Source organism: Loktanella agnita (assembly GCF_046640325.1).
In the GTDB taxonomy this organism is placed as follows: domain Bacteria; phylum Pseudomonadota; class Alphaproteobacteria; order Rhodobacterales; family Rhodobacteraceae; genus Yoonia; species Yoonia agnita.
In genome coordinates this window covers 84382-107931 of record NZ_JBJMBF010000005.1, presented here as the reverse complement: position 1 = coordinate 107931, position 23550 = coordinate 84382, and the positions used below count along the sequence as shown (strand labels likewise).

Below are 23550 nucleotides of genomic sequence, written 5' to 3'. Positions count from 1 at the left end.
AATCGGTCATGCAATAGGAAAACTGAGAGATTTGACTTATTTGCGTGTGATCGCCGCAACAAGTTCGACATGGGGTGACCAGCGGAACTGATCGACAACCTGCACCCAGTTCACGGTGAATCCAGCGTCAACAAGTATGCGCGCATCACGTGCGAAGGTCACAGGATTGCACGAGACCATGGCGATTGTCTTAATGTCAGAGGCGGCAAGCGTGGCGATCTGCGCCTCGGCCCCTGCGCGGGGCGGGTCTATGACCGCAGTGTCATAGCGGCGCAGCTCATCTGGTTCGAGCGGGCGGCGGAACAAATCGCGCGTTTCCGTCGTGACGCGCCGAAGCTGATGGCCATCGCGCCAGCCGTAGTCAAGCGCTTGCAGCATGGCGGATTCACCTTCGACGGCGTGCACCTCCGCCCGTTTGGCCAGCGGCAGGGTAAAGGTGCCGCACCCTGCGAAAAGATCGACAATATGGCGTGCGGATGCCGTGGCGTCTTCGACGGCATCCAGCAGCGCCAGTTCGCCATGTTTAGTCGCCTGAAGAAACGCGCCGGGCGGCGGCACGACAGCTGTTCCGCCGAAATCCTGTACCGGCGCATTCAGTGTCACCACCGGTTCATCGTTCCAGACCAAACGCGCCAGCCCGTGTTGCTGGGCGAATGCTGCCAATTCGATTCGCAATTGCGGGGTCAGCTCTTTGTCGGTGCCGACCAGCACATCCGGGCCGAGATCTGTATCTGTGACCGTCAGGTCAATCTCGCCTTTGCGCGAGCAGGCGATCACTGTCAGCGCCTCAAGCGCGGTGAAACTGCCCAGCAATCGCGGTGTAAGAAGCTGGCAATCGGGTACCGCGACCAGCGTGTCGGACGCCTTGGCATGAAAGCCGACCATTGCGCCTTTTTTGGTGCGACGGCCGGACAGCTTGGCCCGCCTGCGTGATTGCGCGGGCGAGGTTGTGATCGGCCGGAATTCAGGCGCCAACCCGCGCGCCCGCAACGCTTTTTCAACGATGTCCTGCTTCCATGTCGCGACGAAATCATCATTGGCATGCTGCATCGCGCAACCGCCGCAGGTTTTGAAATGCCGACACGGCGGGGCGACCCGATCGGTTGACGGGGTCACAATGCGCAGGGTGCCGTCTTGGGCAACTGTGACCTCTTCCCCCGGAAGCACGCGCGGCAACAGCGATTGCCCGTCAGAGGCCCGGCCAAGGCCAAGATGCGTCAGGCTTTCGATGGTCACCATTTATTCCGCCGCGTCTTGCACATTGATGAACCCGCCAGACTGCCGGTTCCAGTAGCGGGCATAAAGCCCGTCCTGTGCCAGCAGATCGGCATGAGTGCCTTGCTCGACGATGCGCCCCGCGTCAAGCACGATGATCCTGTCCATCCGCGCAAGCGTGGACAGACGATGGGCGATGGCGATCACGGTCTTGTCTTCCATGATCGCATCAAGCGCGTACTGAATGGACGCCTCCACCTCGGAATCGAGCGCGCTGGTGGCTTCGTCAAGCACGAGGATCGGCGCGTCTTTCAGGATGGCACGGGCAATAGCGATCCGTTGGCGCTGGCCACCGGACAGTTTGACGCCACGTTCGCCCAGATGTGCATCATACCCGGTGCGCCCTTTGTGGTCGCGCAGGTTCAGGATGAATTCATGTGCCTCCGCTTGCCGTGCCGCCGCTTCGATTTCATCTTGGGTCGCGTCAGGCTTGCCATAACGGATGTTGTCACGGGCGGACCGATTGAACATCGCCGTTTCCTGCGTGACCATGGCGATCTGGCGGCGCAGGCTTTCCTGCGTCACGTTCCGCACGTCCTGCCCATCGATCAGCACGCTGCCATTTTCGGTATCATATAGCCGCAGCAGCAACGCGACGAGCGTGGATTTCCCCGCTCCGGACGCGCCTACCAACCCCAGCTTTTCACCCGGTGTGACATTCAGGCTGACATTATCCAGCCCGCCCGGACCGCCGCCATATCTAAAGGTCACATGTTGCAGGTCAATCGCGCCTTTATGCGCGTTCAGATGGTCGGCACCATCCGCATCGGTCAGCTTATGTGGCGGGCTCAGCGTGTTCATCGCATCTTCGACTTCGCCCACATTGGCGTACATGCCCATGAGCGTGAAGCTGACCCAGCCAGTCATCTGCGACAGTCGTAGCGCGATGGCACCTGCCGCAGCGATATCACCCGCAGTGGCCGCGCCTGTGGTCCAGAAATAAAGTGTCGTGCCCACCAGCAAGATGGGCAACAGCCCGCCCAGCGCCATCAACCAAAATCGGAATGACGCGGACATCCAACCATAGTTGACCGCCGTCCCCCAGTAGTTTTCCATTGCATCAATGGCCGCCCGGTCTTCGTGATCGTCATGGGCGAAAAGCTTAACCGTTTTAATATTGGTGATCGTGTCGACAACCTGCCCGGTGACCATTGCCCGTGTTGCGGCCCGCGCCTTGGACCGTGTGCGGATACGCGGCATGAAAAACCGGATCATCCCGATATAGGCCGCAACCCAAAGCGCAAGCAGCGCTGCCGTGCGCAGGTCGATGGTCATCAGCAGGATGACCGACCCGACAAGCGATGCCAGCGCAAAGGCAACAGTATGGATCATATCGACGATCAGATCAGTCGTGGCCCGCGCGGCCTGCATCTGCTTTTGCGCGATCCGTCCTGCGAAATCATCGTCAAAGAATGTCACGGACTGGCCAAGCGAATGCCTGTGCAACCGCGACAGGATCAGATTGCTGAGCGATGGCCCCACAACCACAGCCTGCATGATCCCGGAAGCACCCAGAATGATCGGTCGCAGGATCACAAAGAAAAGGGTAACGCCCGCCAGCATGATCAGGTTGTCGGAGAAATAGCGATCCGCCTGCGATGTGATCGCCGCATCAATGACCCAGCCCAGCATTAGCGCGGTCATCACTTCAAGCGTGCCTGCTAGGGCCGAAACGACCCCGGCCAGCAGGGTGACCTTACCGCTGCCATGCAGGCACCACCGCAGAAATGCCATCAGCGTTTGGGGTGGGGCACCTACGGCAGGCTCGAATGGGTTAATCCAACGTTCTGGTTTCATCCAGCCACCTGCGCATCCTGACCCAGAAAGCCACCTGATTGCCGCGCCCAAAACCGTGCATACTGTCCGTTCTGCTTCAAAAGAGCCTCATGCGTGCCGTCTTCGATGATGCGGCCCTGATCCATCACAATGATCCGGTCCATCTGAGCAATGGTCGACAGCCGGTGCGCAATCGCGATCACTGTCTTGCCTTCCATCATGCCATAAAGCGTGCGCTGAATGGCGGCTTCCACTTCACTATCTAGGGCGCTCGTCGCTTCATCCAAGAGCAGGAGAGGCGCGTCTTTCAGGATGACCCGCGCCAGCGCGATCCGCTGCCGTTGGCCGCCTGACAGTTTTACGCCACGTTCACCCACGCGGGCGTCATAGCCCTTGTTGCCTTCGTTATCTTCGAGCCCAAGGATAAAATCATGAGCCTCTGCCTTGCGGGCGGCTGCGATCATTTCGTCCTCGCTTGCGGTCGGGTGGCCGTACAGGATGTTTTCGCGCACCGACCGGTGCAAAAGCGAGCTATCCTGCTGCACCATGCCGATGCCCAGACGCAGGCTGTCCTGCATCACATGCCCGATGTCTTGCCCATCAATCCGGATGGTCCCTTTTTCGGCGTCGTAGAACCGCAACAACAGCTTGACCAGCGTCGATTTGCCCGCACCGGATTGACCGACCAGCCCGACCTTTTCACCCGGCGCGATGGTCAGGTTGATCCGGTCCAGACCACCTGCTTTTTTGCCATAGTGATGCGACAAATCTGTGATTTCGACCTTGCCCGCACAGATCTGCAAACGCTGCGTTGTCTGATCCAGCAGTTTCACTGGCTGGGCGATAGTTTGCATCCCTTCGGACACGACCCCCAGCTCGCGGAAGAAATTGCTGGTGGCCCACATGATCCAGGCGGACATGCCGTTCAGACGCAATGTCAGTGTTGTGGCAACCGCCACCACGCCAACAGAGGTCGCACCCGTGCCCCACAGCCACATGGCCCATCCGACAACACCCACGATCAGAAAACCGTTCAGGATCATCAGGCCGACATCCATGATGGTATAAAGCCGCATTTCAGCCAGAAAGGTTTGCCGCCCCTTTTCTATCGCTTGCTTGGCATAATCAATTTCCCGGTCGTGATGGGCAAACATCTTGACGGAATGGATATTCGTATAACTGTCCACGATCCGTCCGGTGATCTTGCTGCGGGCATCCGACGCGGCCTCTGACGCCGGGCCGACACGTTTGACCACCCAGCGCAGCAAGAACAGATAGGGCACCAGCCACAGCAAAAGCGGGATAACCAGCCGGATATCGGCCTGCCCCAGCAGCACCGCGGCAGCGACTACATAGGCCGCAGCAAAGGTGAGCGCATCGAAAAGCTGAAAGACCACCTCTGCCGCTGAGGATGGCGTCTGCATGATCCGGTTTGCAATCCGGCCTGCGAAATCATCCTCAAACCAGCCGACCGACTGGCGCAGCACGTGCCGATGCGCCCGCCAGCGGACCAGCGTGGCAAAATTCGGCATGATGGTGTTGTTCAACAGCAAAACCTGCAGGATATGCAGGATCGGGCGCAGGGTCAGGATGAAGACCGCGACCAGCAGAAACTCCATACCGTAGCGGGCCCAAACCTCTGCCGGGGTGCCGCTGGACAGCGTATCAACCAGCCGGCCGACATAGCTCATCAGCCAGATTTCCACCGCAGCCACGACCAGCGATCCGATCCCGCTGATCAGCAAAATCCATTTGAACGGTTCTGCGTAACTGCGCAGAAACGGGTAGAGCCGCTTGGGCGGCGTGTCGGTCTCCTGATACGTGGTATAGGGATCGACAAGACCTTCGAACCATCGAAACATGGGGCCTGCCTTCCGGTATTATGCCGGTGTCTTAGCAAGCTTTCGGTCAGAGGAAAACCAGAAGCGAAAATCCCGCAAGCGCAACAGCCATGATCCGCATGAATACGCGCCAAGCCGTCGGGTTTGTCAGCAGGTAAGACAAAAGCGCCCCTGCACTGGTCCAGAACAGGCAAACACCAAGATTCAGCCCCGCGAATGTCGCGCCCAAGGTGAGCCCCTGCGTAACCGGCGGCAGGGTCGCGATATAGGCTGTGGCGCTTAGGGCGACCGCCCAGACCTTGGGGTTGACCCATTGGAACAACACAGCCTCAAGAAATGTGAACGGCCTGTCGCCCGCGCGCTGCTGCGTCATATCCGCATGCCAAAGCTTCCACGCCATCCAAAGGATCCAAAGGCTCGCTCCGATTTTCAAGGCAAGGGTCAGCTTTGGCTGTGCGTTCAGCAGGACGCCGATACCAAGCCCTGTCAGCCCTGCGGTAATCCCCACACCACAGGCCACGCCCAGAATATGTGGGAGCGTTCGCTGAAACCCGAACCGGGCCCCCGAGGCTGTTAGCAAGATGACATTCGGCCCCGGCGAAAACAGCCCGAAGAAGACGAAACCAAAAAGCGGAAACAGCTCAGCCAAGCAGATCACCCTTGGATAGCGTAAAGCCAGACGCGATCCAGCGCTGCTCAGCCGCTCTCAGCGCCTTGCCCAGTGCTGGTCCTTGCAGATCAGGCATCAGATCGCGCGCTTGCAGCGGAAAACCCTGTGCGGCAGCGTGCTGGATTGTGGACAAAGTATCCGCTTGGAGGTTTCGCCCCAGCGCCGCACATTGCAGCAGATACGCATCGCGCGCGACATCCGCACCTTCGCGATAGGCCAATTCCGGCAGCGCCATGTCGCAGCGCAGCAGCGCAAGCCGTCGCTCTGTCTCTTTCGGCAGACGCAGGTCTGTTTCCGCTGTACCCCCCAGCACCGTGAGACGCCGGATCGCGTCCGGCGTGAGGTCGGCCTGTGGTTCAAGATGCACCAGTACCGGTAACAAAGCGGCGGAACTTCCCGGCAATATCTGCGCAAGTGCGCCTGTCGCAGCCATAGAAGCAACAGCCGGAGCCGGATCAGGGGCGGCAAGCAGCTTCAGCAGTTCGCTGGTGATCCGTTCCACTGAAAGGGATTGCAGCCCTTCCACATTGGCCGCACAGGCCGCAAGGCCATCGGCATCTGGCCCCGCGTCCGCATTCCCATACCAAGCATAAAAGCGAAAGAACCGCAGGATGCGCAGGTAATCCTCTTTGATCCGCTGATCTGGATCTTCGATAAAGCGAACCCGCCGTGCATGCAGGTCAGGCAGCCCCCCAAGCGGGTCGGCGATACGCCCGTCTGCATCGACATACAGCGCGTTCATCGTGAAATCGCGCCGCCGCGCATCATCGGTCATATTGTCAGCAAAAGCCACGGTCGCGCGCCGCCCGTCCGTGGCCACATCGCGCCGGAAGGTCGTGATTTCAAATGGGATGCCGTCGGTAACAACGGTGACAGTGCCATGATCAATCCCTGTGGGGATCACCTTTAGCCCTGCCGCATTGGCAAGCGCAGTCACCTGCGTTGGATGCGCATCGGTGGACAGGTCTAGGTCAGCCACCGGTTCGCCCAGCAGGCTGTTACGCACACAGCCGCCCACAAACCACGCCTGATGGCCTGCGTCCGTCAACAACCGGCACACTTGCTGCGACGCGGGGTCCGTCAGCCAACTGGCAGTGACCTGCATCATGACAACCGCTCTGCCAACCCGCGCAATATGCAGGCTGTCGCGCCCCAGATGTAATAGGGCCCATAGGGCGCAGCATAGTAGTGTCGCCTGCGACCTTGCCAGCGGCGACCTTCAACCCGATAGTTTGCAGGGTCGGCAAGATGGGCAAGCGGTACTTCAAAGACTTCGCTGACCTCACCTGCCTCTGGTACAGGATCAAAGGGGCCATGGACCGTAGCCACCACGGGGGTGACGGCAAAGCCGGTCACAGTCTGATGCGACGGCAGGCTGCCCAGCACAGTCACCATGCTGCGTGGCAGGCCGATTTCCTCGTGCGCTTCGCGCAGGGCGGCATCCGTCACGCTTTGGTCGGTCGGGTCCTGCTTGCCGCCGGGAAAGGCGATCTGGCCAGGATGATGTTTGAGCCGGGCAGACCGTTTGGTCAGGATCACGGTTTCCGTCTCAACCCTTATGCCGATCAACACGCCAGCCGGGGTGAGCGTCCGGTGCGGTGCGGTAATACCCTTGTTCAGATCAAAATCCGATGACGCGCTGCCAGGTCGTGACAGCGCGTTAAGCAAACTGGTGCACAGGTCAGGCACTGGCATCCTTTGCCTCAAACCCCAGTTCATCGGGGTTAAAGATATAATGCGCCCCGCAGAACTGGCAGTCGGCGGTGACGGTGCCTTCGTCAGTGACCATCGTGCTGATATCCTTGGCCGAATAGATCGACAGGCTCTGCTTGACCTTTTCGACAGAGCAGGAACAACCAAAGGTAATCGCCTGCGGGTCAAAGACGCGCGGCTTTTCTTCATGAAAGAGACGCACAAGCAGGTCGGTCGGCGCAACGGTCGGGCCGATCAGCTCAATCTCTTCAACCGTATCCAGCAGCGTATTGGCCCGGGTCCAGTTTTCACCTTCATCAGCGTCAAGGATATCGGCAGCGTCCAACAGGCCATCTTCGCCAGAGCCGCCTTCACCAATCACATGCGGCGAAGCCTTGGGCATATGCTGCAACATGACACCCCCGGCACGCCAACGGCTTGCCTCACCGGGCAATTGCGACTGGCCAAAGCTCAGTGAAAACCGCGTGGGCAGCTGTTCGGATTGTGCAAAATAGGTTTCGGCACAGCTGGACAGTGACCCGCCCGCAATTGGGGTGATCCCCTGATACGGGGCCATCCCCTTGCCCTGATCAATCAGGATCGCAAAGTAACCTTGGCCGATCTGTGGAAACGGGTCTGCCGTGTGATCCAATTGGTCCGCGTCATATGAGGCATAGGCACGGATACGCGCAGGCTGACCATCCTCGGTCGGGCCATAGTAATCGGTCGCGATCAATCGCGCCGCGCCAGAGCCACGCACCTGCAAGGACAATTTCCAGCGCAGTTTGATCGTCTGACCGATCAGCGCGGTCAACAGGGCCATTTCGGCGACCAGCCCTTCGATCATCGGCGGATAGTCATGCTGCGACAATACCTGTTCCAGCACACCATCCAGCCGCGCCACCCGGCCACGGATGTCGGACGCGTCAAGTTGGAAGGGCAGGACGGTATCGTCCCAGGCGATTTGGGTGCCGAGGCTCATAGGCTTTCCTTACATGTCAGGGGCTGGCATACCGCGCCTATATAGGCGGGGCAAGCTTGGGTCCAAGGGGTAAGCTATGATCAGACGGTATGGCGATGCGCCGCAAAGCGGGAACCGGTACACGCACAGGCCGGGTGCCTACGCGATCCTGCCGCGGGACGGCAAGCTGCTGATGACGTATCAGGGTGCGCCGCATCACGAGTTCCAACTGCCCGGCGGCGGGATCGACCCCGGCGAAAGCCCGCTACAGGCGCTGCACCGCGAAGTGTTCGAAGAAACCGGCTGGCGGATCGCGAAGCCGCGCAGGTTGGGGGCCTTTCGCCGGTTCGTTTACATGCCGGAATACGGTATCAACGCCGAGAAAATCTGCCATATCTATCTGGCCTACCCTGTCCGGCCACTGGGTCCGCCCAGTGAACCCGGACATTTTGCGGCATGGATGGACGCGCAACTGGCTTTGCAAGAAGTGGCTAACGAAGGGGACGCAGCTTTTATTCGCCCGCTGTTGGGTTAGGGGCGGGCGACAAACCAATGTGACGGTTGCTGATCGGAAGACTTCCGGTCGTAACGTATTGCAACATGCCGCCAATTCTTGAGGCTGTCGAAGAAACCACTACCAAGCTCTAAAATCGCTATGTCAGATGGGGTGAACGCGGTGTTTGGCGAAGCCATTTTCGAGCCCCTTGCGACAGTAATATGAGGATGCCCTGATCTTCATCGACCGTTCCATCATCAAGGCGCACCGCGCGGCTGCAGGCTCAAAAAGGAGGCGTTGACGCAGGGTATCAGAGCCGCTTGAGCGCTTTATCACGACCAGAGACTGACCCGATTAAGTCATATTACTCCATCAGAGCGCTCTGAAATATCTTGAGCGTGATATCCGGGTCTTGATGGATCAACGCGGCCAGAAAGTTATGGGCGCGCGCATATCGGCGGAATGCAGGGTGGGCATGAACTGATCCTCCTCAACAGGGTGAATCATGAAACATGCCTCCTATGAAACCCTTCCGTTTCAATGAAAATTAAAGCCGCTTTAAGCCGCTGTTTGCAGAGCCTTTTCAAATCCGTCAAAGGCCTGACTCCAACCAGTTTCACCAGCGGAACCTTCGGGTACGCCCACATGCACCATGGTCATTTGGGTTTTGCCGTCCACTTCTTTTAGGTCGATGATGACCTCGGTGATTTGGGGTTGGCCTGCGGGCATGCCCATCGCCTCGGGCGCGATAATAACCCCATCGGCGTCACACATGCTTTCGGTATACACCAGCCGCGCGGGACGGTTGATTTCCTTATAGACGCCAATGAACCACATCTTCATGTCGCGGTGCGGCGCTGCCATGCAGATCTTGCGGGTGCCACCGATGGTGACATCCATTTCAGCCGTGGGCACCTGCATGCCCATCGGGCCATACCATTGTTTGAAAAGCGCGGGGTCAGTCCACATGTCCCAGACCTGAGCGATTGGAGCATCAAATGTCCGCGTGATCTTCACCCAGTTTTGTTGGTCAGTCATTCGTTGAATCCTTCATTGTAATAATCATTTGGTCCATCCTATCGAACCGGGCATCCCAGATGTGGCGGTATTGATCAGCCCACTGTGCCACGGCCGCGATAGGTTCGCCGTTCAGCGCACAAGGCCGGAACTGCGCATCCCGCCCACGTGTGATCAGCGCCGCGTTTTCCAACACACGGATATGTTTTGAGATGGCAGGCAGGCTCATGTTGAACGGTGCAGCAAGCTCATTGACCGTGGCCGCCCCTTGCGCCAACCGCGCGAGGATTGCCCGTCGCGCCGGGTGGGCCAAGGCACCAAAGATCAGGTCGAGTTCCGCAATATTATCCATGCGCGATTATTATTATACTGATTCGTTAATTAAATAAATGGTAAAATATGCCGCACTGTTAACCATAATCTAAGCCAGTCAGGCTTAACTGCACCCATGATCCGTATTATTTCGCTCCTCCTGCCTGCGCTGATCCCCTCGTGGCGCTTTTTCAAGGCGGTGGAGCCGTCGCCCCGACTGCAATGGGCCGTATTCGACGACCCAGCGCAAGAGGACCGCGTCTGGCAGGAATATCGCCCACGCCCACAACGCGTGGTCCCGTTGCAAGTGCTGGGCCGTCTGTTCTGGAATCCGAGTTGGAACGAATATCTGTTCATGGTTACCCTAACCGAGCGCCTGATCATCGCGCCCACGGATCAGGTGCGGGATGAGATCCTTCGTCGCATCGCCGCCGATCTGCCGCAGGCCAACACGCATCTGCAGTTCCGACTGGTCCATGTCAGCCGTCAGGCGGAACGGATCACCCGCGAGATTACCTATCTGTCCGACATTCGCAGCGTGCCATGACGCTGGACGCCTGCATTCATCTGACGCAGATCCTGATGGCGCTAGCATTTATCCAAGCGGGGCTTGAACATCTGACTGGCCCCGCAGACCTGCGCAATATCCACATGCTGCGAATTGGGCTATCAGTCGCTTTGTTGATTGGCGCTTGGCCTCTGGCTATGCTTGCTGGTCTGGCACTGACCAGCCTTTGGTTGCTGCGTCGGTTCGACGGTCCATATAACGGTGGCAGCGACAAGATGGGGCTACTGGTCCTGTTCATGTTGCTGCTGGCTGAACTCGTCCGCGACCCGGCTTGGCAGGAACGGATCCTCGCCTATCTGGGGTTTCAGGTGATCATGTCCTATTTTATCTCGGGCCAAGTGAAGATCATCAATCCCGACTGGCGCTCAGGTGCGGCGCTACGGGATGTATTTGCCTTTTCCGCCTACCCGGTCAGCGAAACGCTCCGTCAGTTGGCGCACCGGCCGCGACTTCTTTGTGCCGCGTCCTGGGTGGTGATGATGTTCGAGGTTCTGTTTCCCATTGCCTTGCTTGACCAGCGCCTGTTATTTGCGGCGCTGTTTCTGGGCGCCCTGTTTCATCTGGCCAATGCCTGCCTGTTCGGGCTGAATCGATTTTTCTGGATATGGCCTGCATCCTATCCTGCGCTGATATGGTTACAGGCGCGGTTATTCTGAAGACAATCAGATACCGACAAAACGCTGCGCAATCCGCGGCAACAGCCCGTTGAACGCAAGCGGCGCGTCGGTTGCGGCAAGGCAGATGCAATCCATCCCCGCCTCTGCGATTGGGGTGTGGTTCAGGTTTTCATTCGCGACCTCAAGATCACCAGTGCCGAAACGGTCAGTTTCATCGACGAAGGCACCTTGTAACACCAGCGTCAATTCCATGCCCCGGTGCCCGTGATCCGGTACGGCGGTTCCGGCAGGGATATGCAGCAGGCGCGCTGTCGCCCCCTGCCCGGTCTGCAGCATCATCTGCCGCACACCGCCCCCGACCCTGCGCCACCGCACAGCGTCAAGATCGCCATTCACGTAATCCTGCAATGGCGCAGGGAACACACCGCCAGATGGGGGCTTTGGTGTCATGGTTTTGCGGTCAATTTCGCCGCTTTCAATCCTGGCCATTGTCGCGGCGAATGCATCCTGCGACAGATCAACAGGGTCCGTTCCCATCATCACTTCACCGCCCAGCGCATCATATTCGGCGAGGGCCGCACGGCATTCGTCGCACATGGAAATATGCGTCGCCACAACAAGGTTGAACGCCTCTGGCAAGGTGCCGGCCGCGTAGCCCATCAGCAAGGGCTTTGTCAGGTGGTGTTTAATCGTTTTCATTGTCATCGTCATTTCATTGCATGGCGCAGGCGATCCAGCGCCAGTCTGATCCTTGATTTGATCGTGCCCAGTGGCAGACCGGTTTCGGCGGCGATTTCGCTTTGTGTCAGCTCGCCGAAGTAGGCCTTTTCGATCAGTTTCCTTTGTTCAGGCGGCAAGGCCGCAATGGCCGCGCCCAGTTGTTGTGTTTCCTGTTGCAGACCCAGCGCATCGGCTTGGTCTGGCTCTGATTCAGGGCCCCATGGCAGGTCTTCGGGTTCTGGTCGCCGCTGCTTGCGCAGCAGGTCGATCTTGCGGTTTCGGGCAATGGTGAAAATCCATGTAGATACACTTGCCTTACGCGGATCAAACATATGCGCTTTGCGCCACAGGGTCGCCATCACCTCTTGTGTACATTCCTCTGCCAGGTCCGGGCTGGCCCCCGATTTCATCAAAAACGACTTCACCCGCGGTGCGAAATGGGCGAAGAGTTCCGCGAATGCGGCCTTGTCGCCGTGATCACGCACTGCCGTAATCTGCGCGAGCCACGCCACCCGTTTGGTCGTTTCTTCCACTGTCAACGTCTTCGCCCTCGATCTGCGGCACAGCTTGCTGTCCCACCCACTATAGGGCGGTGTCGGTGCAGGCGCATCCGCTTTCACGAGAACATTATGGTCCGTCAACATATGCTTGTTACGCAGGTCGTTCGGCATTGGATCACACCATCGATGCGATTTTCCTGTGATCCAGCGAGGCACGGCTTGCGTAAAGATTACAGAACAAAGCGTTGAGGTCACGGAGCAGTTGAAAATGCCTTTTGAAGCGGGGACAGCCGTGCCCAGAAAAGTTGCGGTTATTGGTGCAGGGGTTTCAGGAATGGGTGCGGCGCATGCGCTGGCCCCGAACCATCATGTGGTTTTGTTTGAGGCTGAAAAGCGCCTTGGCGGTCATGCCCGCACGCGCATGGCGGGTCGCAATGGTGATGAACCGGTCGATACCGGCTTTATCGTCTTCAATTATGCCAATTACCCCCATCTGACGGCGCTGTACGATCAGCTTGATGTGCCCGTCGTCAAAAGCAATATGAGCTTCGGTGCCTCCTTTGACGGGGGCCGGATGGAATATGGTCTGGCCAGTCTGAATGCGCTGTTTGCCACTCGCACCAATGTCGTCAGCCCCCGGTTCCTGCGCATGGTCCGTGATATCTTGCGCTTCAATGCCGAAGGCTTGCAGGCCAGCCGCGATGAGACTCTGACAATTGGTGAGCTCCTCACAAAGCTGCGTCTGAGCGATTATTTCCGTGACCATTATCTGCTACCGTTTTCCGGCGCGATCTGGTCCACCCCGAAAGAGAAGATCTTGGATTTCCCCGCTTATGCGATGATGAAATTCTTCGACAATCACGCCCTGCTCAGCGCCACGGGCCAGCACCAATGGTACACGGTCGCCGGTGGGTCGCAGGAATATGTCAGCCGTCTAAGCACGGATATGGTTCGACGTGGCGTGAATATTCGCCTTGATGCACCGATCGATGCGGTGCGCCGTGTGCCCACCGGTGTCGAGGTAAAATCTAAAGGCGGAACGTGGGAGCTGTTTGACGAGGTCGTCTTTGCCACCCATTCGGATGACACCCTTGCCATGTTGTCAGACGCCACTGCGGTCGAAAAATCCGTGCTGGGGGCAGTCCGCTATCAGCCGAACCGCGTTGTGCTGCATTCCGACACTTCCGTGATGCCCCGCCGCAGACAGGTTTGGTCGTCTTGGGTTTATTCCGAGGCTGACAGTCGCGACACCGCCGAGATTGATCTGACCTATTGGATGAATTCGCTGCAACCCTGGCTGACAGGCGAGGATATGATGGTGACCCTCAACAGCAAGCGCGCCATCCGCGAAGACCTGATCTGGGACGAGGTGACCCTGCGCCATCCGGTCTATGATCTGGAGGCCCTCGCCGCGCAACAAGCAGCAGCGGCGATGAATGGGTCCAACCGCACTTGGTTCTGCGGCGCATGGATGAAAAACGGGTTCCACGAGGACGGGCTGGCAAGCGCGCTTGACGTTGTTCACGCGCTGAACGCGGTAGAGCGGCTGGATATGGCGGCAGAGTGAACAGCACCGTCGATCATATCGCGGCAGTGACCTATCACGGGCGGCGCGGCGCTGTGCAGAACGGCTTTCGCTATTCCATCGACTATGTGCTGTTGGATGCGGAAGCGGTAGTCAGCACACCAACCCTGTTTGCCCAAAACGCAGGCAATCTGATGTCGGTGCAAGACAGTGACCATGGCGGTGCACCTAGGCAAGGCAGCGGCGCGGCGTGGGTTCGCGATGTGCTGGAAGCGCAGGATATCGACGCCCCCGCCCGTATTGAGCTGTTGGCCCAACCGCGCGTGCTGGGTCATGTGTTCAACCCGGTGTCATTCTGGCTGTGCTATGATCAGGGTGAAACTTTGCGCGTAGTGATTGCCGAGGTCACCAACACCTTTGGTGACCGCCATTCCTATCTGTGCCGCCATGCGGATGGACGCGCGATTACCAAGGCAGAAACCTTGTCAGCCCAAAAGCTGATGCATGTTTCGCCCTTTCAGCCGGTGGAGGGCAGTTACGTCTTTCGCTTTGATATTCAGCCCGATCGGATCGGGGTCTGGATCGACTATACGCGCGGCAATGGCGGGCTGGTTGCGACGCTGACAGGACCACGAAAACCGTTGACGAACCTGTCTATTCTCACATCTGCTGTGCGCCGTCCGTTCGGATCGCGCCGGGTTCTGGCACTGATCCACTGGCAAGCGCTGAAACTCTGGTTCAAGGGCGCTACGTTCCGATCACAGCCAAAACCACCCGTAGACGAGGTCAGCTGATGCAGGCCCTGCGGGAAAGACTTCCAGCCTATTCCGGTTTTGCCGCCGTGTTGGCCGGTGCCGGGCTGCCGATTTATATTTACGCGCCGAAATACTATGCCGACACCTATGGGGTCAGCCTGACCGCGCTGGGTGCGGTGCTTTTTGGTCTGCGCCTGTTCGATGTGGTGCAGGACCCGGCGCTGGGTTGGATTAGCGAACGGATGGGCGCGGTCAAAAAACTGGTGGTGACGTCGACGACTGTTCTGCTGGCCTTGTCAATGATCGGTCTGTTTGCTGTCGTCCCGCCGATTGAACCGATCTGGTGGTTCGGTCTGACAATCACCGGGTTATTCACCGCGTTCAGCTTTCTGAGCATCAATTTCTACGCCCAAGGCATTCGCAAGGCAGGTGATGGTCCCAAGGGCCATGTGCGTCTGGCTGCATGGCGCGAAAGCGGGGCGTTGCTGGGCGTCTGCATCGCGGCCGTTATACCCACCCTGCTGATGGGTGTGGTGGCGGACCCGTTTGCCGTGTTTGCAGGGGGTTTCGCCATTGCAACACTGATCGCCGCCTTTTTCATGTGGCCCGAGTGGACAGGCCGCACCAAAGCCGCATCAACACAAATCAAGGAAATTATCGCGGATACCACCGCGCGCAAGCTGCTGATCCTTGCTTTGATCAACGCCACGCCGCTGGCTGTGTCATCGACATTGTTTCTGTTCTTCGTCGAAAGCCGTCTGGACGCGCCCGGCTGGGAAGGCGGGCTTTTGGTGTTGTTCTTTCTTGCCGCCGCATGTTCATCACCGATCTGGTCAGCACTGGCGCAGCGGTATGGGGAAAAGCCAGTCCTGCTAATCGCCATGGTGCTGGCTGTGCTTTCATTCGGCTACACGGCGCGCTTAGGCGCGGGTGATGTGATCCCTTTTGCCGTAATCTGCGTCGTAAGCGGTGCCAGCATCGGGGCGGATTTGACGCTGCTGCCTGCGATGTTTGCAAAACGCATGGCGGTGATCTCACCCAATGGCGGGCAGGGGTTTGGACTGTGGAATCTCGTGAACAAGTTCACGCTGGCGTTCGCTGCTGTGGTTCTTTTGCCTGTTCTGGAACAGTCCGGGTTTGATGCCGGGGGGACACAACAGCCCGGCGCGGCGCTGAGCATGATTACGATACTTTATGCGGTTTTGCCGTCTGTTTTGAAGCTCGTCGCGATCGCATTGCTCGTCGCCACGACGTTTGAGGAGTAACCAATGCCTGTATTGATCTCTTTATTACTGGGCGCCGCGCTGGTATTGTTGATGGTACTACTTACCCGGCGCTACCTTGCGTTTCCCGCGCAGCAACCGGCAGATTACAGGGACGGCCCGCGTTTTGACATCCGTGAACGTTTCAACGGATCGCTGATCTGCGAAGGGGTGATTTACGGACCAACAGGTCGGGTGACCACACGCTTTGTCGCAGATGTAGAAGCATCATGGCAAGGCAATGTCGGCACCATGACCGAGGTTTTCCGCTATAACAGTGGTACGGTGCAGGAACGGGTCTGGACCCTTACCCTTGGCAACGACGGAAAGATCAAGGCAGAGGCACCAGACGTGGTCGGCGCCGGGACCGGTCAACAGGATGGATCGGCCGTTGGGCTTCATTATCGCATCCAGCTGACAGATGCGGCGGGCGGGCATGTGCTGGATGTGACGGATTGGATGTATTTACTGTCCAACGGATCAATAATGAACCGCAGCCAGTTTCGAAAGTTTGGTATCAAGGTGGCGGAACTTGTCGCCACGATGAGACCGCGCGAAGCATTATACACAGGAGAATAACGTGACAGAGTGGCAGGGAAAACGATACTGGCTGGTGGGTGCAAGCGAAGGACTGGGGCGCGAGGTTGCGTTTTGCCTCAGCCGTGCTGGGGCCGAAGTGATCGTATCTGCCCGCTCCGAAGACCGGCTAAAGGACCTTGTAGCGGAATTGCCGGGCAAAGCGTCATATATCACCGTGGATGTGACCAACCGTGCGGCCGTCGAAAAAGCCGCAGCAGAGGCTGGACCGTTGGATGGTGTTGTCTACCTCGCCGGGGTGTACTGGCCGATGAAGGCCAGCGAATGGGATAATGAAAAGGCAGACATGATGGGCGAGGTGAATTTCCTTGGCGCATCGCGCGTTGTCGGCGCGGCTATTCCGGGCATGGTCGCCCGCGGTCGGGGCCATATCGTACTGACCGGATCATTATCAGGTTTTCGCGGGCTGCCCGGTGCCATCGGGTATTCCGCATCCAAGGCCGGGGTGATGGCGCTGGCAGAATCCATGCAGGCCGACCTGCGGACGTCTGACATCAAGGTGCAGATGATCAATCCAGGTTTCATCAAAACCCGCTTGACCGAAAAGAATGATTTTCACATGCCTTTCATCATGGAACCGGAAGACGCGGCAAAGGAATTTTTCGACCACATGAACTCGGATGATTTTAAAAAAAACTTCCCGATGGTGTTTTCCTGGGTGTTCCGGCTGTCGCAATTCATGCCGGACTGGATGTATTATCGGCTGTTCGGCGCAAAGTAGGGTACGTTGATGGATATGAAGACAAAGCGCGCGTAACATCATCACTTGCGTCAGATCAAAGCAAACTGTGCTATGATGTCCCAGATTGGGGCAAAGGAGAGCACGCCATGTTACCCATATCGTCCGACAAAATCGCCGAAGTGATCATCCTCGCCCGGGAACTGCACCGGGCCGAGAATGAATTTGACGGCTTCGTCAACCAACTGACCGAGGATGAACAAATCGGGCTGGTGGCGGTTTTCTGGATCGGGCGGGGCAGTTTTGCCGCAGAGGATCTGCCAGAAGCCCTGCGTACAGCCGAAACAGAGGCAACGACCCCGACAGCAAGCTATCTGAAGGGGTCACCGCATCTGGCCGATCATCTGGAAAGCGGACTCGAGGCTTTGGGCGTCGATTCCAGCGCAGCAGAGGGCGCGCTTTATCGTAAAATGTGACCGAGCGGTTTGCGTAAGGTGGGTTTTAACCCACCGCCCTTTCGAAATAACCCAAAGCGCGCGCCCAGACACCCTTGTCAAGATCGCCCAGCGCCAGCAAATGCGGCAATAGCTGCCCGGCAAAATCATCGCTGCTTTCTGTGGGCAGCATGGACGGCAGATTGTCGATGGCCATCACATCCAGAACCGGATTGTCATGAACGCGCAACGCCGGTTCTTCCCATGTGGTTGTCCGCTCATAGACCTTGATCGGGGAAAAGTCGCTGTCGGGGTCGCAGGCGATATCGCCAATCACGCAAAGCTTGCGGGGTGCCACCTTTGCACTGGCCGGAACGAAGATCGGTGTCCCCGGCCGTGCCAGAATGCAGTTGAGAAAGATGTCATGGGTCAGCACCTCAGGGAACGGCCCGCCAGAGGCCGTTTCGGCCATGTCCCACCCTGTCGTCGCCACGCCCATCGCAGTGCAAAGATCCGCCGCACCGGTGCCGACCCGTCCCAATGCGCCAATTATTAGCGCGGTGGGGCGATCCGTGCCCAGCGCGACCAGCATTTCTTGCATCTCTGCCAACATATGGTTGGCGCTGGGATAGGCTTTCACCGGCGCAGCGATGCCGCCCCGCTGCTGCGCCATCCAGCACAATAGCGATACTGCCGCCCCAGCATAGCCCGCCCAATATCCGAACGCCGCCACCCGTCGCCCGTCACCGTCGATCAGATATTCCAGATCATAAAGCATTCCGCCCCCGGCCTGAAATCGGTCAAGCAAGACGCGGCCCGATGGCTGCCCTTTATAAGCATGTCCGAACATGATGTGGCGGTGCCGCAGCGGGGTGTCGTCCTCGGGCAATTCTTTCAGCCCGAAAATGATTGCGTCATCGGGTGCATCCGTCCAGGAAAACTCAGACGCAATGACACAGCCCGCGGCGGCGTAGTCAGCGATGGGAATGATCCGCTGGCTGCTTTCTTCAACAGTGACTTTAAAACCGGCATCCACCAGTTTCGCGGCACCGCGCGGGGTCAGGCCAACCCGTTCTTCATTCGCACGCGATTCAGAGCGGAGCCAAAGATGCACCATCACAACATTCCTTTCTCAAACACTGCTTGCACGGATCTGCGTGTGTTCATGCGATGCTGGAAATCCTGCAAAATCGGGAAATCAGCGATATCCACACCGTCCCCCGACAACCATGACAGCACGACATAAAGATAGAAATCGGACACGACCTGCCCATTGCCGGATGGGAAGGGCAGCATTTCCAGCTCTTCTTCCAGATAGGCGCAGCTGGTCGCCATATTCTCGGCCACCTTACCCGCCATATCATCAAAACTGCTTTGCGCACTTGCCCAGCGCGATCCGCGCATTTTATGCGCGTGGTTCACATGCATTGTGCTGGCAAGATAATACATCAGCTCGCGCATGCGACCGGCGGCAAAGGCGTTTTCGGGGACCAGCCCCGGTGCCACATATTCAAGCAACGCGCCCGTTTCGGTCAGGATACCATCCGGCGTTTCCAGCGCAGGCACCCGGCCCTTGGGGTTGATTTTATGATAGGTGGATGTGGTCTGCTGTGCCGCTGCAAAATCCACATGAACCGCCTGATAGGGTGTGCCGACCTCTTCCAGCGCTATTGCCACAGCAACAGAAATGGTGTGCGGCGCATAGTGAAGCTTCATCATCCGGCGCGTCCTTCAGTAATGGGTGATCGCATGGGTGCGGTCAGGGTGATCAAGATGCGGGATCGCATTGAACCCGGCCAGGATCGGCCCCTGTGGGATCACATGTACCCGATGCACAGAACTATTGTAGATCGGCAAAAGCACATGCGCCATCCGGGTTGGATCAAGGTTCAGAAGGTGGCGAATGATCATGCCAATCACCCCGCCCGAAGTGATACAGAGCACGCGAACACCGGGTTTTGCGGCTTGCTGCAAAACCGATGTCACCCGCGCCTCGAACGAGGCGAAGGTTTCCACCCCTTGGATTTCGGCCTTGTGCCAGGCTTGCATCACCTGCGGCACATGGGCGGCAAATTCATCCGGGCCCGGAACCGGCACCCCGTGCACATCCTGCAACGCCTGACCAAGGTTGAAGTAATCCATCTCATTCAGGCGCGGGTCGATCACGGGGGCGGGATAGCCCGCGCCAGCTGCGGTTTCCTGATGGCGGCGCAGGTTGCCGGAAATCACCTTGTCAAAGGGATCTTCACGGTCGCGCAGATAAGTCCCCAACCAGCGTGCCTGCTGGTGGCCCAAATCAGACAGCTTGTCATAGCTTAACTCATCTTTGGCCGTTGAATTGGCCTGACCATGACGCACAAGAATGATTTCGCCCATCGCACCCCTCCTGACGGATCATGGTTACGGGGTCGCCTGACCCTTGGCAACGGGATCATCATGGGATCGCAGCCGGTTTTTGCGCTCGTGATGTTTCAGATCGGTCACGGGCACGACAAAAAGCAGAAATATTTTCGCTTCACGAAACTGCGTTGGACTGAAATTTGTGATCGGCTGAAAGGACGCGATGTTCTCAAATACTGACGCAACGTCAGTGGGCGCACCATTTAATATAGATTAATGTGCACCCCTGCACATGAGAAGCCATATGGCGCTCTGTGATCAAATTTCAAGCGCTGAACCCGATCACTTCGGTCACCATTTTCGTGATCAGTGAAGCCCTTCAAGAATGCCCTCACAGCGATAATCTTATGCTCATCAACAACGCAGCATTCACGCTGCAACACATCAACCGCCCATCTCCCCGGGCACACTTTCGAAGGATAAAACCATGTCTCTGAAAACAATCATTCTCGCCGCTGCTGCTTCCGCAACTGTCGCAAGTGCAGCTGCTGCCGACACATATTTCCAAAACGGTCCACGCCTTGATGAAGGCACCGTGCTGGAACTGGGCCTGATCACGGCTGATAATGCTAGCGTGGTCGAAATCTATGACTACCACGCCGGTCAGCAAGGTGCGCTTCTGGGTACCGAAATGCTGAACGCTGGCGCCAACCCTGACGTTCGCGTTAACACTGGCGGCAAAACCACACGTGACGTGCTGGCACTGGTTAAAGTCGGCAGCGAAGTTGTCGCAACCAAGTCGTTCGACATCAACTAATTCGACATCCTCCCTGTCGGAAAGCCGGTCCCGGAAACGGGATCGGCTTTTTTTGTGCCGCGACGTCTGGGTTACTTGTGGCGGGCCATGTGGCATGGGATTGTGCGCCAAGAGCATAAACAATCCGACAGGCCCCTGACCATGAGCGCTGCCACGCTTCTTCGTGATGTATTCGGCTTTGATGCCTTCCGCCCCGGTCAGCAGGATATCGTGCAAGCGGTGGTGGACGGGCAGAACACGCTGGCGATCATGCCAACCGGGGGGGGCAAATCGCTTTGTTTTCAACTGCCTGCGCTGGTCCGTGATGGGGTGACGGTGGTGATCTCGCCGTTGATCGCCCTGATGCGCGATCAGGTGCGTGGCTTGCGCGAAGCGGGGGTAGAGGCAGGCGCGTTGACGTCCGGCAATACGCCCGAAGAAACCGATGCTGTCTGGGAAGCGCTTGAAGCAGGCACGCTAAAGCTGCTTTATATGGCGCCCGAACGGCTGGCGGCGGGTGGCACGATGAATATGCTGCGCCGCGCCGGGATCGGGTTGATCGCCGTGGATGAGGCCCATTGCGTCAGCCAATGGGGACATGATTTCCGCCCCGATTACCTGCGGATCGGTGAACTCCGGCGCACATTGAACGTGCCGCTGGCAGCCTTTACCGCCACGGCGGATACAGAAACGCAAGTTGAGATCGTTGAAAAGCTGTTCGATGGCGCACAGCCCGCAACCTTTCTGCGGGGTTTTGACCGGCCCAATATCCATCTGGCCTTTGCGGTCAAAGACGGGCCGCGTGCACAGATCCTGAATTTCGCCGCCGCCCGCAAGGGCCAGTCGGGGATCGTATACACCGGCACCCGCGCCAAGACTGAGACATTGTCGAAAGCTCTGAACGACGTGGGCCACTCGGCCTGTTTCTATCATGGCGGGATGGAGGCAGAGGATCGCCGCATTGTCGAACGCCGGTTCCAGCAAGAGGACGGGCTGATTGTCTGCGCCACAGTCGCCTTTGGCATGGGGATCGACAAGCCAGATATCCGTTGGGTCGCCCATGCGGATTTGCCGAAATCCATCGAAGCCTATTATCAGGAAATTGGCCGCGCGGGGCGTGATGGCGACCCGGCTGAAACACTGACGCTCTTTGGTCCCGACGATATCCGCTATCGCCGCCAGCAGGTGGATGAAGGGTTGGCCCCACCGGAACGCCGCGCCGCCGATCACGGGCGGCTGAACGCGTTACTGGGTCTTGCAGAGGCGCTGCATTGCCGTCGCCAAACCCTGCTTGGCTATTTCGGGGAAGAGGCCGCGCCTTGTGGCAATTGCGATCTCTGCGATAAACCCGCAGAGGTGTTTGACGGCACAACGCCTGTGCGCATGGCCCTTTCTGCTGCGCTGCGGACCGAAGAATGGTTCGGATCGGGGCATCTGATTGATATCTTGCTGGGCAATACAACCGATAAGATCCAGCAGTGCGGCCATGACAGCCTGCCGACCTATGGTGTTGGCAAGGATTATGACAAACGCCAATGGCAGGCGATTTTCCGACAGATGATGGGCCATGATCTGTTGCGCCCCGACCGGGACCGCCATGGCGCGTTGCGCATGACCGAAAAAGCGCGGCCTATTCTGCGTGGTGAAGCCACGATTGAACTGCGGCGCGACACGATCAAAGCCGCCAAGGCAGGTCCCAAGGTCCGGATGCAGGTCAGCGACGAGGATGCGCCGCTGCTGTCTGCGCTCAAGGCCAAACGTCGTTTTCTAGCGGAACAGGCCAATGCCCCCGCCTATATCATCTTCAACGACCGCACCCTGATCGAAATGGCCGAACGCCGCCCGATGACGCTGGATGAAATGGCACAGGTTGGCGGCGTGGGCGCGAAAAAGCTGGAAAGCTATGGCCGCGCTTTTCTGGAGGTCATCGCTGGGGCGGTGGAAGAAGTGCATCCCGCACGCCGCAAACTGGCAGGCCGCGACGAAGGGGCGATCTATGACCGGCTGCTGGAAGTCCAAGCCGCATTGACCCGTGGACCGCATGGCACCGACAAACCCATGAGCTGCTCTGCCGCGATGCTGGCGAAGGTCGCACAGATGCGCAGCGCCGATGCAGGGCAACTGGAACGGCTGATCGGCGAGAAATACGCAGAACGGTTCGGCGACGCGTTTTTAGAGGTGCTGGAGGGTGGGTGAATGATAACTGTGAAATCACTCACCACAGCGGCGTCTAGCCGCTGGAAAATTTTGGGATTTTCGGCTAGTATTTACTAGTTCTTTCGATTTCGGTTCGCATTCCATGATGACTTGATCATCTTGTTAGTCATCTTAGCTTTCGATGCCGCCGCTTTTCGAAACAGTATAGTATGATTTTGAGATAACGAAATAATATCTGAACTGCGACGGCTGCATATGATAATTTGCGCACTCCGCTTCGCTCTGAAACCTGTCGATGACGGTGGCAACCGGCAAACCTATTAGATTTGATGGGATACTTATGACCCTGCATCTATAAGGGTCAATCGCATTATCTCGCATCGTCTCACTGACTAACCCGTGCCGAACCGCACCGCTATGAGACAGAACAAAGTCAAGATAGCATACCCCATAACCACCACTGACATGCACAATTTCTAGTATTTCGGACCATTTGAGCGAATATGAGCGTACCGACCGAAATGGGCGTTTGAGGTTTAGCTCGAACCCGTCTGCGCGAA

25 protein-coding genes are annotated in these 23550 nt (G+C 58.0%); 11 read left to right on the top strand and 14 right to left on the bottom strand.

The window, feature by feature from the left end; genetic code table 11:
- Window positions 1–36: 36 nt before the first annotated feature.
- From ACJ5NV_RS07115 to hslO, 7 genes are read right to left on the bottom strand one after another with little or no spacing between them, the layout of a single operon-like run.
- Window positions 37–1239, bottom strand: coding sequence for a class I SAM-dependent RNA methyltransferase (locus ACJ5NV_RS07115; protein ID WP_411642949.1), 1203 nt, complete (start codon window positions 1237–1239; stop codon window positions 37–39).
- The gene (locus tag ACJ5NV_RS07110) at window positions 1240–3072 is read right to left on the bottom strand and encodes an ABC transporter ATP-binding protein (protein WP_411642948.1); all 1833 of its coding nucleotides are present in this window, start codon (window positions 3070–3072) and stop codon (window positions 1240–1242) included.
- Window positions 3069–4913 carry an ABC transporter ATP-binding protein gene (locus ACJ5NV_RS07105; RefSeq protein WP_411642947.1) on the bottom strand — a complete coding sequence of 615 codons (1845 nt, stop codon included), beginning with the start codon at window positions 4911–4913 and terminating at the stop codon, window positions 3069–3071. Before ACJ5NV_RS07105 ends, ACJ5NV_RS07110 begins: the two co-directional genes overlap by 4 nt.
- Window positions 4914–4959: 46 nt before the next feature.
- Window positions 4960–5541 carry a LysE family translocator gene (locus ACJ5NV_RS07100; protein WP_411642946.1) on the bottom strand — a complete coding sequence of 194 codons (582 nt, stop codon included), beginning with the start codon at window positions 5539–5541 and terminating at the stop codon, window positions 4960–4962.
- A complete protein-coding gene (locus ACJ5NV_RS07095; RefSeq protein WP_411642945.1) occupies window positions 5534–6670 on the bottom strand; it encodes a CCA tRNA nucleotidyltransferase in 1137 nt (378 codons plus the stop codon). Before ACJ5NV_RS07095 ends, ACJ5NV_RS07100 begins: the two co-directional genes overlap by 8 nt.
- Entirely contained in the window at window positions 6667–7251 is a 585-nt protein-coding gene (locus ACJ5NV_RS07090) for a CoA pyrophosphatase (protein ID WP_411642944.1), read from the bottom strand. Before ACJ5NV_RS07090 ends, ACJ5NV_RS07095 begins: the two co-directional genes overlap by 4 nt.
- Window positions 7244–8236, bottom strand: coding sequence for an Hsp33 family molecular chaperone HslO (hslO, locus tag ACJ5NV_RS07085; protein ID WP_411642943.1), 993 nt, complete (start codon window positions 8234–8236; stop codon window positions 7244–7246). Before hslO ends, ACJ5NV_RS07090 begins: the two co-directional genes overlap by 8 nt.
- 76 nt (window positions 8237–8312) lie before the next feature.
- Here hslO and ACJ5NV_RS07080 point away from each other — a divergent pair, with 76 nt between their 5' ends.
- Window positions 8313–8750, top strand: a complete 438-nt coding sequence (locus ACJ5NV_RS07080) for an NUDIX domain-containing protein (protein ID WP_411642942.1) — start codon at window positions 8313–8315, stop codon at window positions 8748–8750.
- Window positions 8751–9269: 519 nt separating this feature from the next.
- Here ACJ5NV_RS07080 and ACJ5NV_RS07075 read toward each other — a convergent pair.
- Both ACJ5NV_RS07075 and ACJ5NV_RS07070 read right to left on the bottom strand, forming a co-directional pair.
- On the bottom strand, window positions 9270–9749 hold the full coding sequence (locus ACJ5NV_RS07075) for an SRPBCC family protein (protein WP_411642941.1): 480 nt from the start codon (window positions 9747–9749) through the stop codon (window positions 9270–9272).
- Window positions 9742–10080: an ArsR/SmtB family transcription factor gene (locus tag ACJ5NV_RS07070; RefSeq protein WP_411642940.1), complete on the bottom strand. Its 339-nt coding sequence runs from the start codon at window positions 10078–10080 to the stop codon at window positions 9742–9744. Before ACJ5NV_RS07070 ends, ACJ5NV_RS07075 begins: the two co-directional genes overlap by 8 nt.
- Before the next feature lie 96 nt (window positions 10081–10176).
- On the opposite strand from ACJ5NV_RS07070, the gene ACJ5NV_RS07065 reads away from it, so the two are divergent.
- On the top strand, window positions 10177–10587 hold the full coding sequence (locus ACJ5NV_RS07065) for a hypothetical protein (RefSeq protein ID WP_411642939.1): 411 nt from the start codon (window positions 10177–10179) through the stop codon (window positions 10585–10587).
- Window positions 10584–11264: an HTTM domain-containing protein gene (locus ACJ5NV_RS07060; protein ID WP_411642938.1), complete on the top strand. Its 681-nt coding sequence runs from the start codon at window positions 10584–10586 to the stop codon at window positions 11262–11264. Before ACJ5NV_RS07065 ends, ACJ5NV_RS07060 begins: the two co-directional genes overlap by 4 nt.
- 6 nt (window positions 11265–11270) lie before the next feature.
- Here the strand turns inward: ACJ5NV_RS07060 and ACJ5NV_RS07055 are convergent, their stop codons facing one another.
- Together ACJ5NV_RS07055 and ACJ5NV_RS07050 are read right to left on the bottom strand one after the other, a co-directional pair.
- The gene (locus tag ACJ5NV_RS07055; protein WP_411642937.1) at window positions 11271–11930 is read right to left on the bottom strand and encodes a ChrR family anti-sigma-E factor; all 660 of its coding nucleotides are present in this window, start codon (window positions 11928–11930) and stop codon (window positions 11271–11273) included.
- A 2-nt stretch (window positions 11931–11932) separates the two neighbouring features.
- On the bottom strand, window positions 11933–12589 hold the full coding sequence (locus ACJ5NV_RS07050; RefSeq protein WP_411643129.1) for a sigma-70 family RNA polymerase sigma factor: 657 nt from the start codon (window positions 12587–12589) through the stop codon (window positions 11933–11935).
- A 124-nt stretch (window positions 12590–12713) separates the two neighbouring features.
- On the opposite strand from ACJ5NV_RS07050, the gene ACJ5NV_RS07045 reads away from it, so the two are divergent.
- From ACJ5NV_RS07045 to ACJ5NV_RS07020, 6 genes are all read left to right on the top strand, one after another.
- Entirely contained in the window at window positions 12714–14012 is a 1299-nt protein-coding gene (locus tag ACJ5NV_RS07045; protein WP_411642935.1) for an NAD(P)/FAD-dependent oxidoreductase, read from the top strand.
- Window positions 14009–14764 carry a DUF1365 domain-containing protein gene (locus ACJ5NV_RS07040; protein WP_411642934.1) on the top strand — a complete coding sequence of 252 codons (756 nt, stop codon included), beginning with the start codon at window positions 14009–14011 and terminating at the stop codon, window positions 14762–14764. Before ACJ5NV_RS07045 ends, ACJ5NV_RS07040 begins: the two co-directional genes overlap by 4 nt.
- Window positions 14764–15990, top strand: coding sequence for an MFS transporter (locus tag ACJ5NV_RS07035; protein ID WP_411642932.1), 1227 nt, complete (start codon window positions 14764–14766; stop codon window positions 15988–15990). Before ACJ5NV_RS07040 ends, ACJ5NV_RS07035 begins: the two co-directional genes overlap by 1 nt.
- Before the next feature lie 3 nt (window positions 15991–15993).
- Window positions 15994–16566 carry a DUF3833 family protein gene (locus ACJ5NV_RS07030; protein ID WP_411642931.1) on the top strand — a complete coding sequence of 191 codons (573 nt, stop codon included), beginning with the start codon at window positions 15994–15996 and terminating at the stop codon, window positions 16564–16566.
- Window position 16567: 1 nt separating this feature from the next.
- Complete coding sequence (locus ACJ5NV_RS07025; protein WP_411642930.1) at window positions 16568–17305, top strand: SDR family NAD(P)-dependent oxidoreductase; 738 nt, start codon at window positions 16568–16570, stop codon at window positions 17303–17305.
- A gap of 107 nt (window positions 17306–17412) precedes the next feature.
- Window positions 17413–17739, top strand: coding sequence for a DUF3775 domain-containing protein (locus tag ACJ5NV_RS07020; RefSeq protein ID WP_411642928.1), 327 nt, complete (start codon window positions 17413–17415; stop codon window positions 17737–17739).
- A gap of 25 nt (window positions 17740–17764) precedes the next feature.
- On the opposite strand, the gene ACJ5NV_RS07015 is transcribed toward ACJ5NV_RS07020, so the two are convergent.
- Genes ACJ5NV_RS07015 through ACJ5NV_RS07005 form a run of 3 tightly spaced genes read right to left on the bottom strand, consistent with a single transcriptional unit; the run spans window position 17765 to window position 20073 of the window.
- Window positions 17765–18814, bottom strand: coding sequence for a saccharopine dehydrogenase (locus ACJ5NV_RS07015; protein WP_411642927.1), 1050 nt, complete (start codon window positions 18812–18814; stop codon window positions 17765–17767).
- Window positions 18814–19413, bottom strand: a complete 600-nt coding sequence (locus tag ACJ5NV_RS07010) for a glutathione S-transferase family protein (protein ID WP_411643128.1) — start codon at window positions 19411–19413, stop codon at window positions 18814–18816. The genes ACJ5NV_RS07015 and ACJ5NV_RS07010 overlap by 1 nt, the downstream gene beginning before the upstream one ends.
- A gap of 15 nt (window positions 19414–19428) precedes the next feature.
- Window positions 19429–20073 carry a histidine phosphatase family protein gene (locus ACJ5NV_RS07005; protein ID WP_411642925.1) on the bottom strand — a complete coding sequence of 215 codons (645 nt, stop codon included), beginning with the start codon at window positions 20071–20073 and terminating at the stop codon, window positions 19429–19431.
- Between the two features lie 451 nt (window positions 20074–20524).
- Here ACJ5NV_RS07005 and ACJ5NV_RS07000 point away from each other — a divergent pair, with 451 nt between their 5' ends.
- Both ACJ5NV_RS07000 and recQ read left to right on the top strand, forming a co-directional pair.
- Complete coding sequence (locus ACJ5NV_RS07000) at window positions 20525–20854, top strand: hypothetical protein (protein WP_411642924.1); 330 nt, start codon at window positions 20525–20527, stop codon at window positions 20852–20854.
- A 141-nt stretch (window positions 20855–20995) separates the two neighbouring features.
- Window positions 20996–23029 (top strand): DNA helicase RecQ, encoded by a 2034-nt coding sequence (recQ, locus tag ACJ5NV_RS06995; RefSeq protein ID WP_411642923.1) that lies wholly within the window; start codon window positions 20996–20998, stop codon window positions 23027–23029.
- Window positions 23030–23550: the final 521 nt, after the last annotated feature.

Bases quoted from the DNA above. Each gene is read 5' to 3' on its own strand.
- ACJ5NV_RS07115 (WP_411642949.1), bottom strand. From the start codon at position 1,239: ATGGTGACCATCGAAAGCCTGACGCATCTTGGCCTTGGCCGGGCCTCT.
- ACJ5NV_RS07110 (WP_411642948.1), bottom strand. From the start codon at position 3,072: ATGAAACCAGAACGTTGGATTAACCCATTCGAGCCTGCCGTAGGTGCC.
- ACJ5NV_RS07105 (WP_411642947.1), bottom strand. From the start codon at position 4,913: ATGTTTCGATGGTTCGAAGGTCTTGTCGATCCCTATACCACGTATCAG.
- ACJ5NV_RS07095 (WP_411642945.1), bottom strand. From the start codon at position 6,670: ATGATGCAGGTCACTGCCAGTTGGCTGACGGACCCCGCGTCGCAGCAA.
- hslO (WP_411642943.1), bottom strand. From the start codon at position 8,236: ATGAGCCTCGGCACCCAAATCGCCTGGGACGATACCGTCCTGCCCTTC.
- ACJ5NV_RS07080 (WP_411642942.1), top strand. From the start codon at position 8,313: ATGATCAGACGGTATGGCGATGCGCCGCAAAGCGGGAACCGGTACACG.
- ACJ5NV_RS07075 (WP_411642941.1), bottom strand. From the start codon at position 9,749: ATGACTGACCAACAAAACTGGGTGAAGATCACGCGGACATTTGATGCT.
- ACJ5NV_RS07070 (WP_411642940.1), bottom strand. From the start codon at position 10,080: ATGGATAATATTGCGGAACTCGACCTGATCTTTGGTGCCTTGGCCCAC.
- ACJ5NV_RS07065 (WP_411642939.1), top strand. From the start codon at position 10,177: ATGATCCGTATTATTTCGCTCCTCCTGCCTGCGCTGATCCCCTCGTGG.
- ACJ5NV_RS07060 (WP_411642938.1), top strand. From the start codon at position 10,584: ATGACGCTGGACGCCTGCATTCATCTGACGCAGATCCTGATGGCGCTA.
- ACJ5NV_RS07055 (WP_411642937.1), bottom strand. From the start codon at position 11,930: ATGACAATGAAAACGATTAAACACCACCTGACAAAGCCCTTGCTGATG.
- ACJ5NV_RS07050 (WP_411643129.1), bottom strand. From the start codon at position 12,589: ATGTTGACGGACCATAATGTTCTCGTGAAAGCGGATGCGCCTGCACCG.
- ACJ5NV_RS07045 (WP_411642935.1), top strand. From the start codon at position 12,714: ATGCCTTTTGAAGCGGGGACAGCCGTGCCCAGAAAAGTTGCGGTTATT.
- ACJ5NV_RS07035 (WP_411642932.1), top strand. From the start codon at position 14,764: ATGCAGGCCCTGCGGGAAAGACTTCCAGCCTATTCCGGTTTTGCCGCC.
- ACJ5NV_RS07030 (WP_411642931.1), top strand. From the start codon at position 15,994: ATGCCTGTATTGATCTCTTTATTACTGGGCGCCGCGCTGGTATTGTTG.
- ACJ5NV_RS07020 (WP_411642928.1), top strand. From the start codon at position 17,413: ATGTTACCCATATCGTCCGACAAAATCGCCGAAGTGATCATCCTCGCC.
- ACJ5NV_RS07015 (WP_411642927.1), bottom strand. From the start codon at position 18,814: ATGGTGCATCTTTGGCTCCGCTCTGAATCGCGTGCGAATGAAGAACGG.
- ACJ5NV_RS07010 (WP_411643128.1), bottom strand. From the start codon at position 19,413: ATGAAGCTTCACTATGCGCCGCACACCATTTCTGTTGCTGTGGCAATA.
- ACJ5NV_RS07005 (WP_411642925.1), bottom strand. From the start codon at position 20,073: ATGGGCGAAATCATTCTTGTGCGTCATGGTCAGGCCAATTCAACGGCC.
- ACJ5NV_RS07000 (WP_411642924.1), top strand. From the start codon at position 20,525: ATGTCTCTGAAAACAATCATTCTCGCCGCTGCTGCTTCCGCAACTGTC.
- recQ (WP_411642923.1), top strand. From the start codon at position 20,996: ATGAGCGCTGCCACGCTTCTTCGTGATGTATTCGGCTTTGATGCCTTC.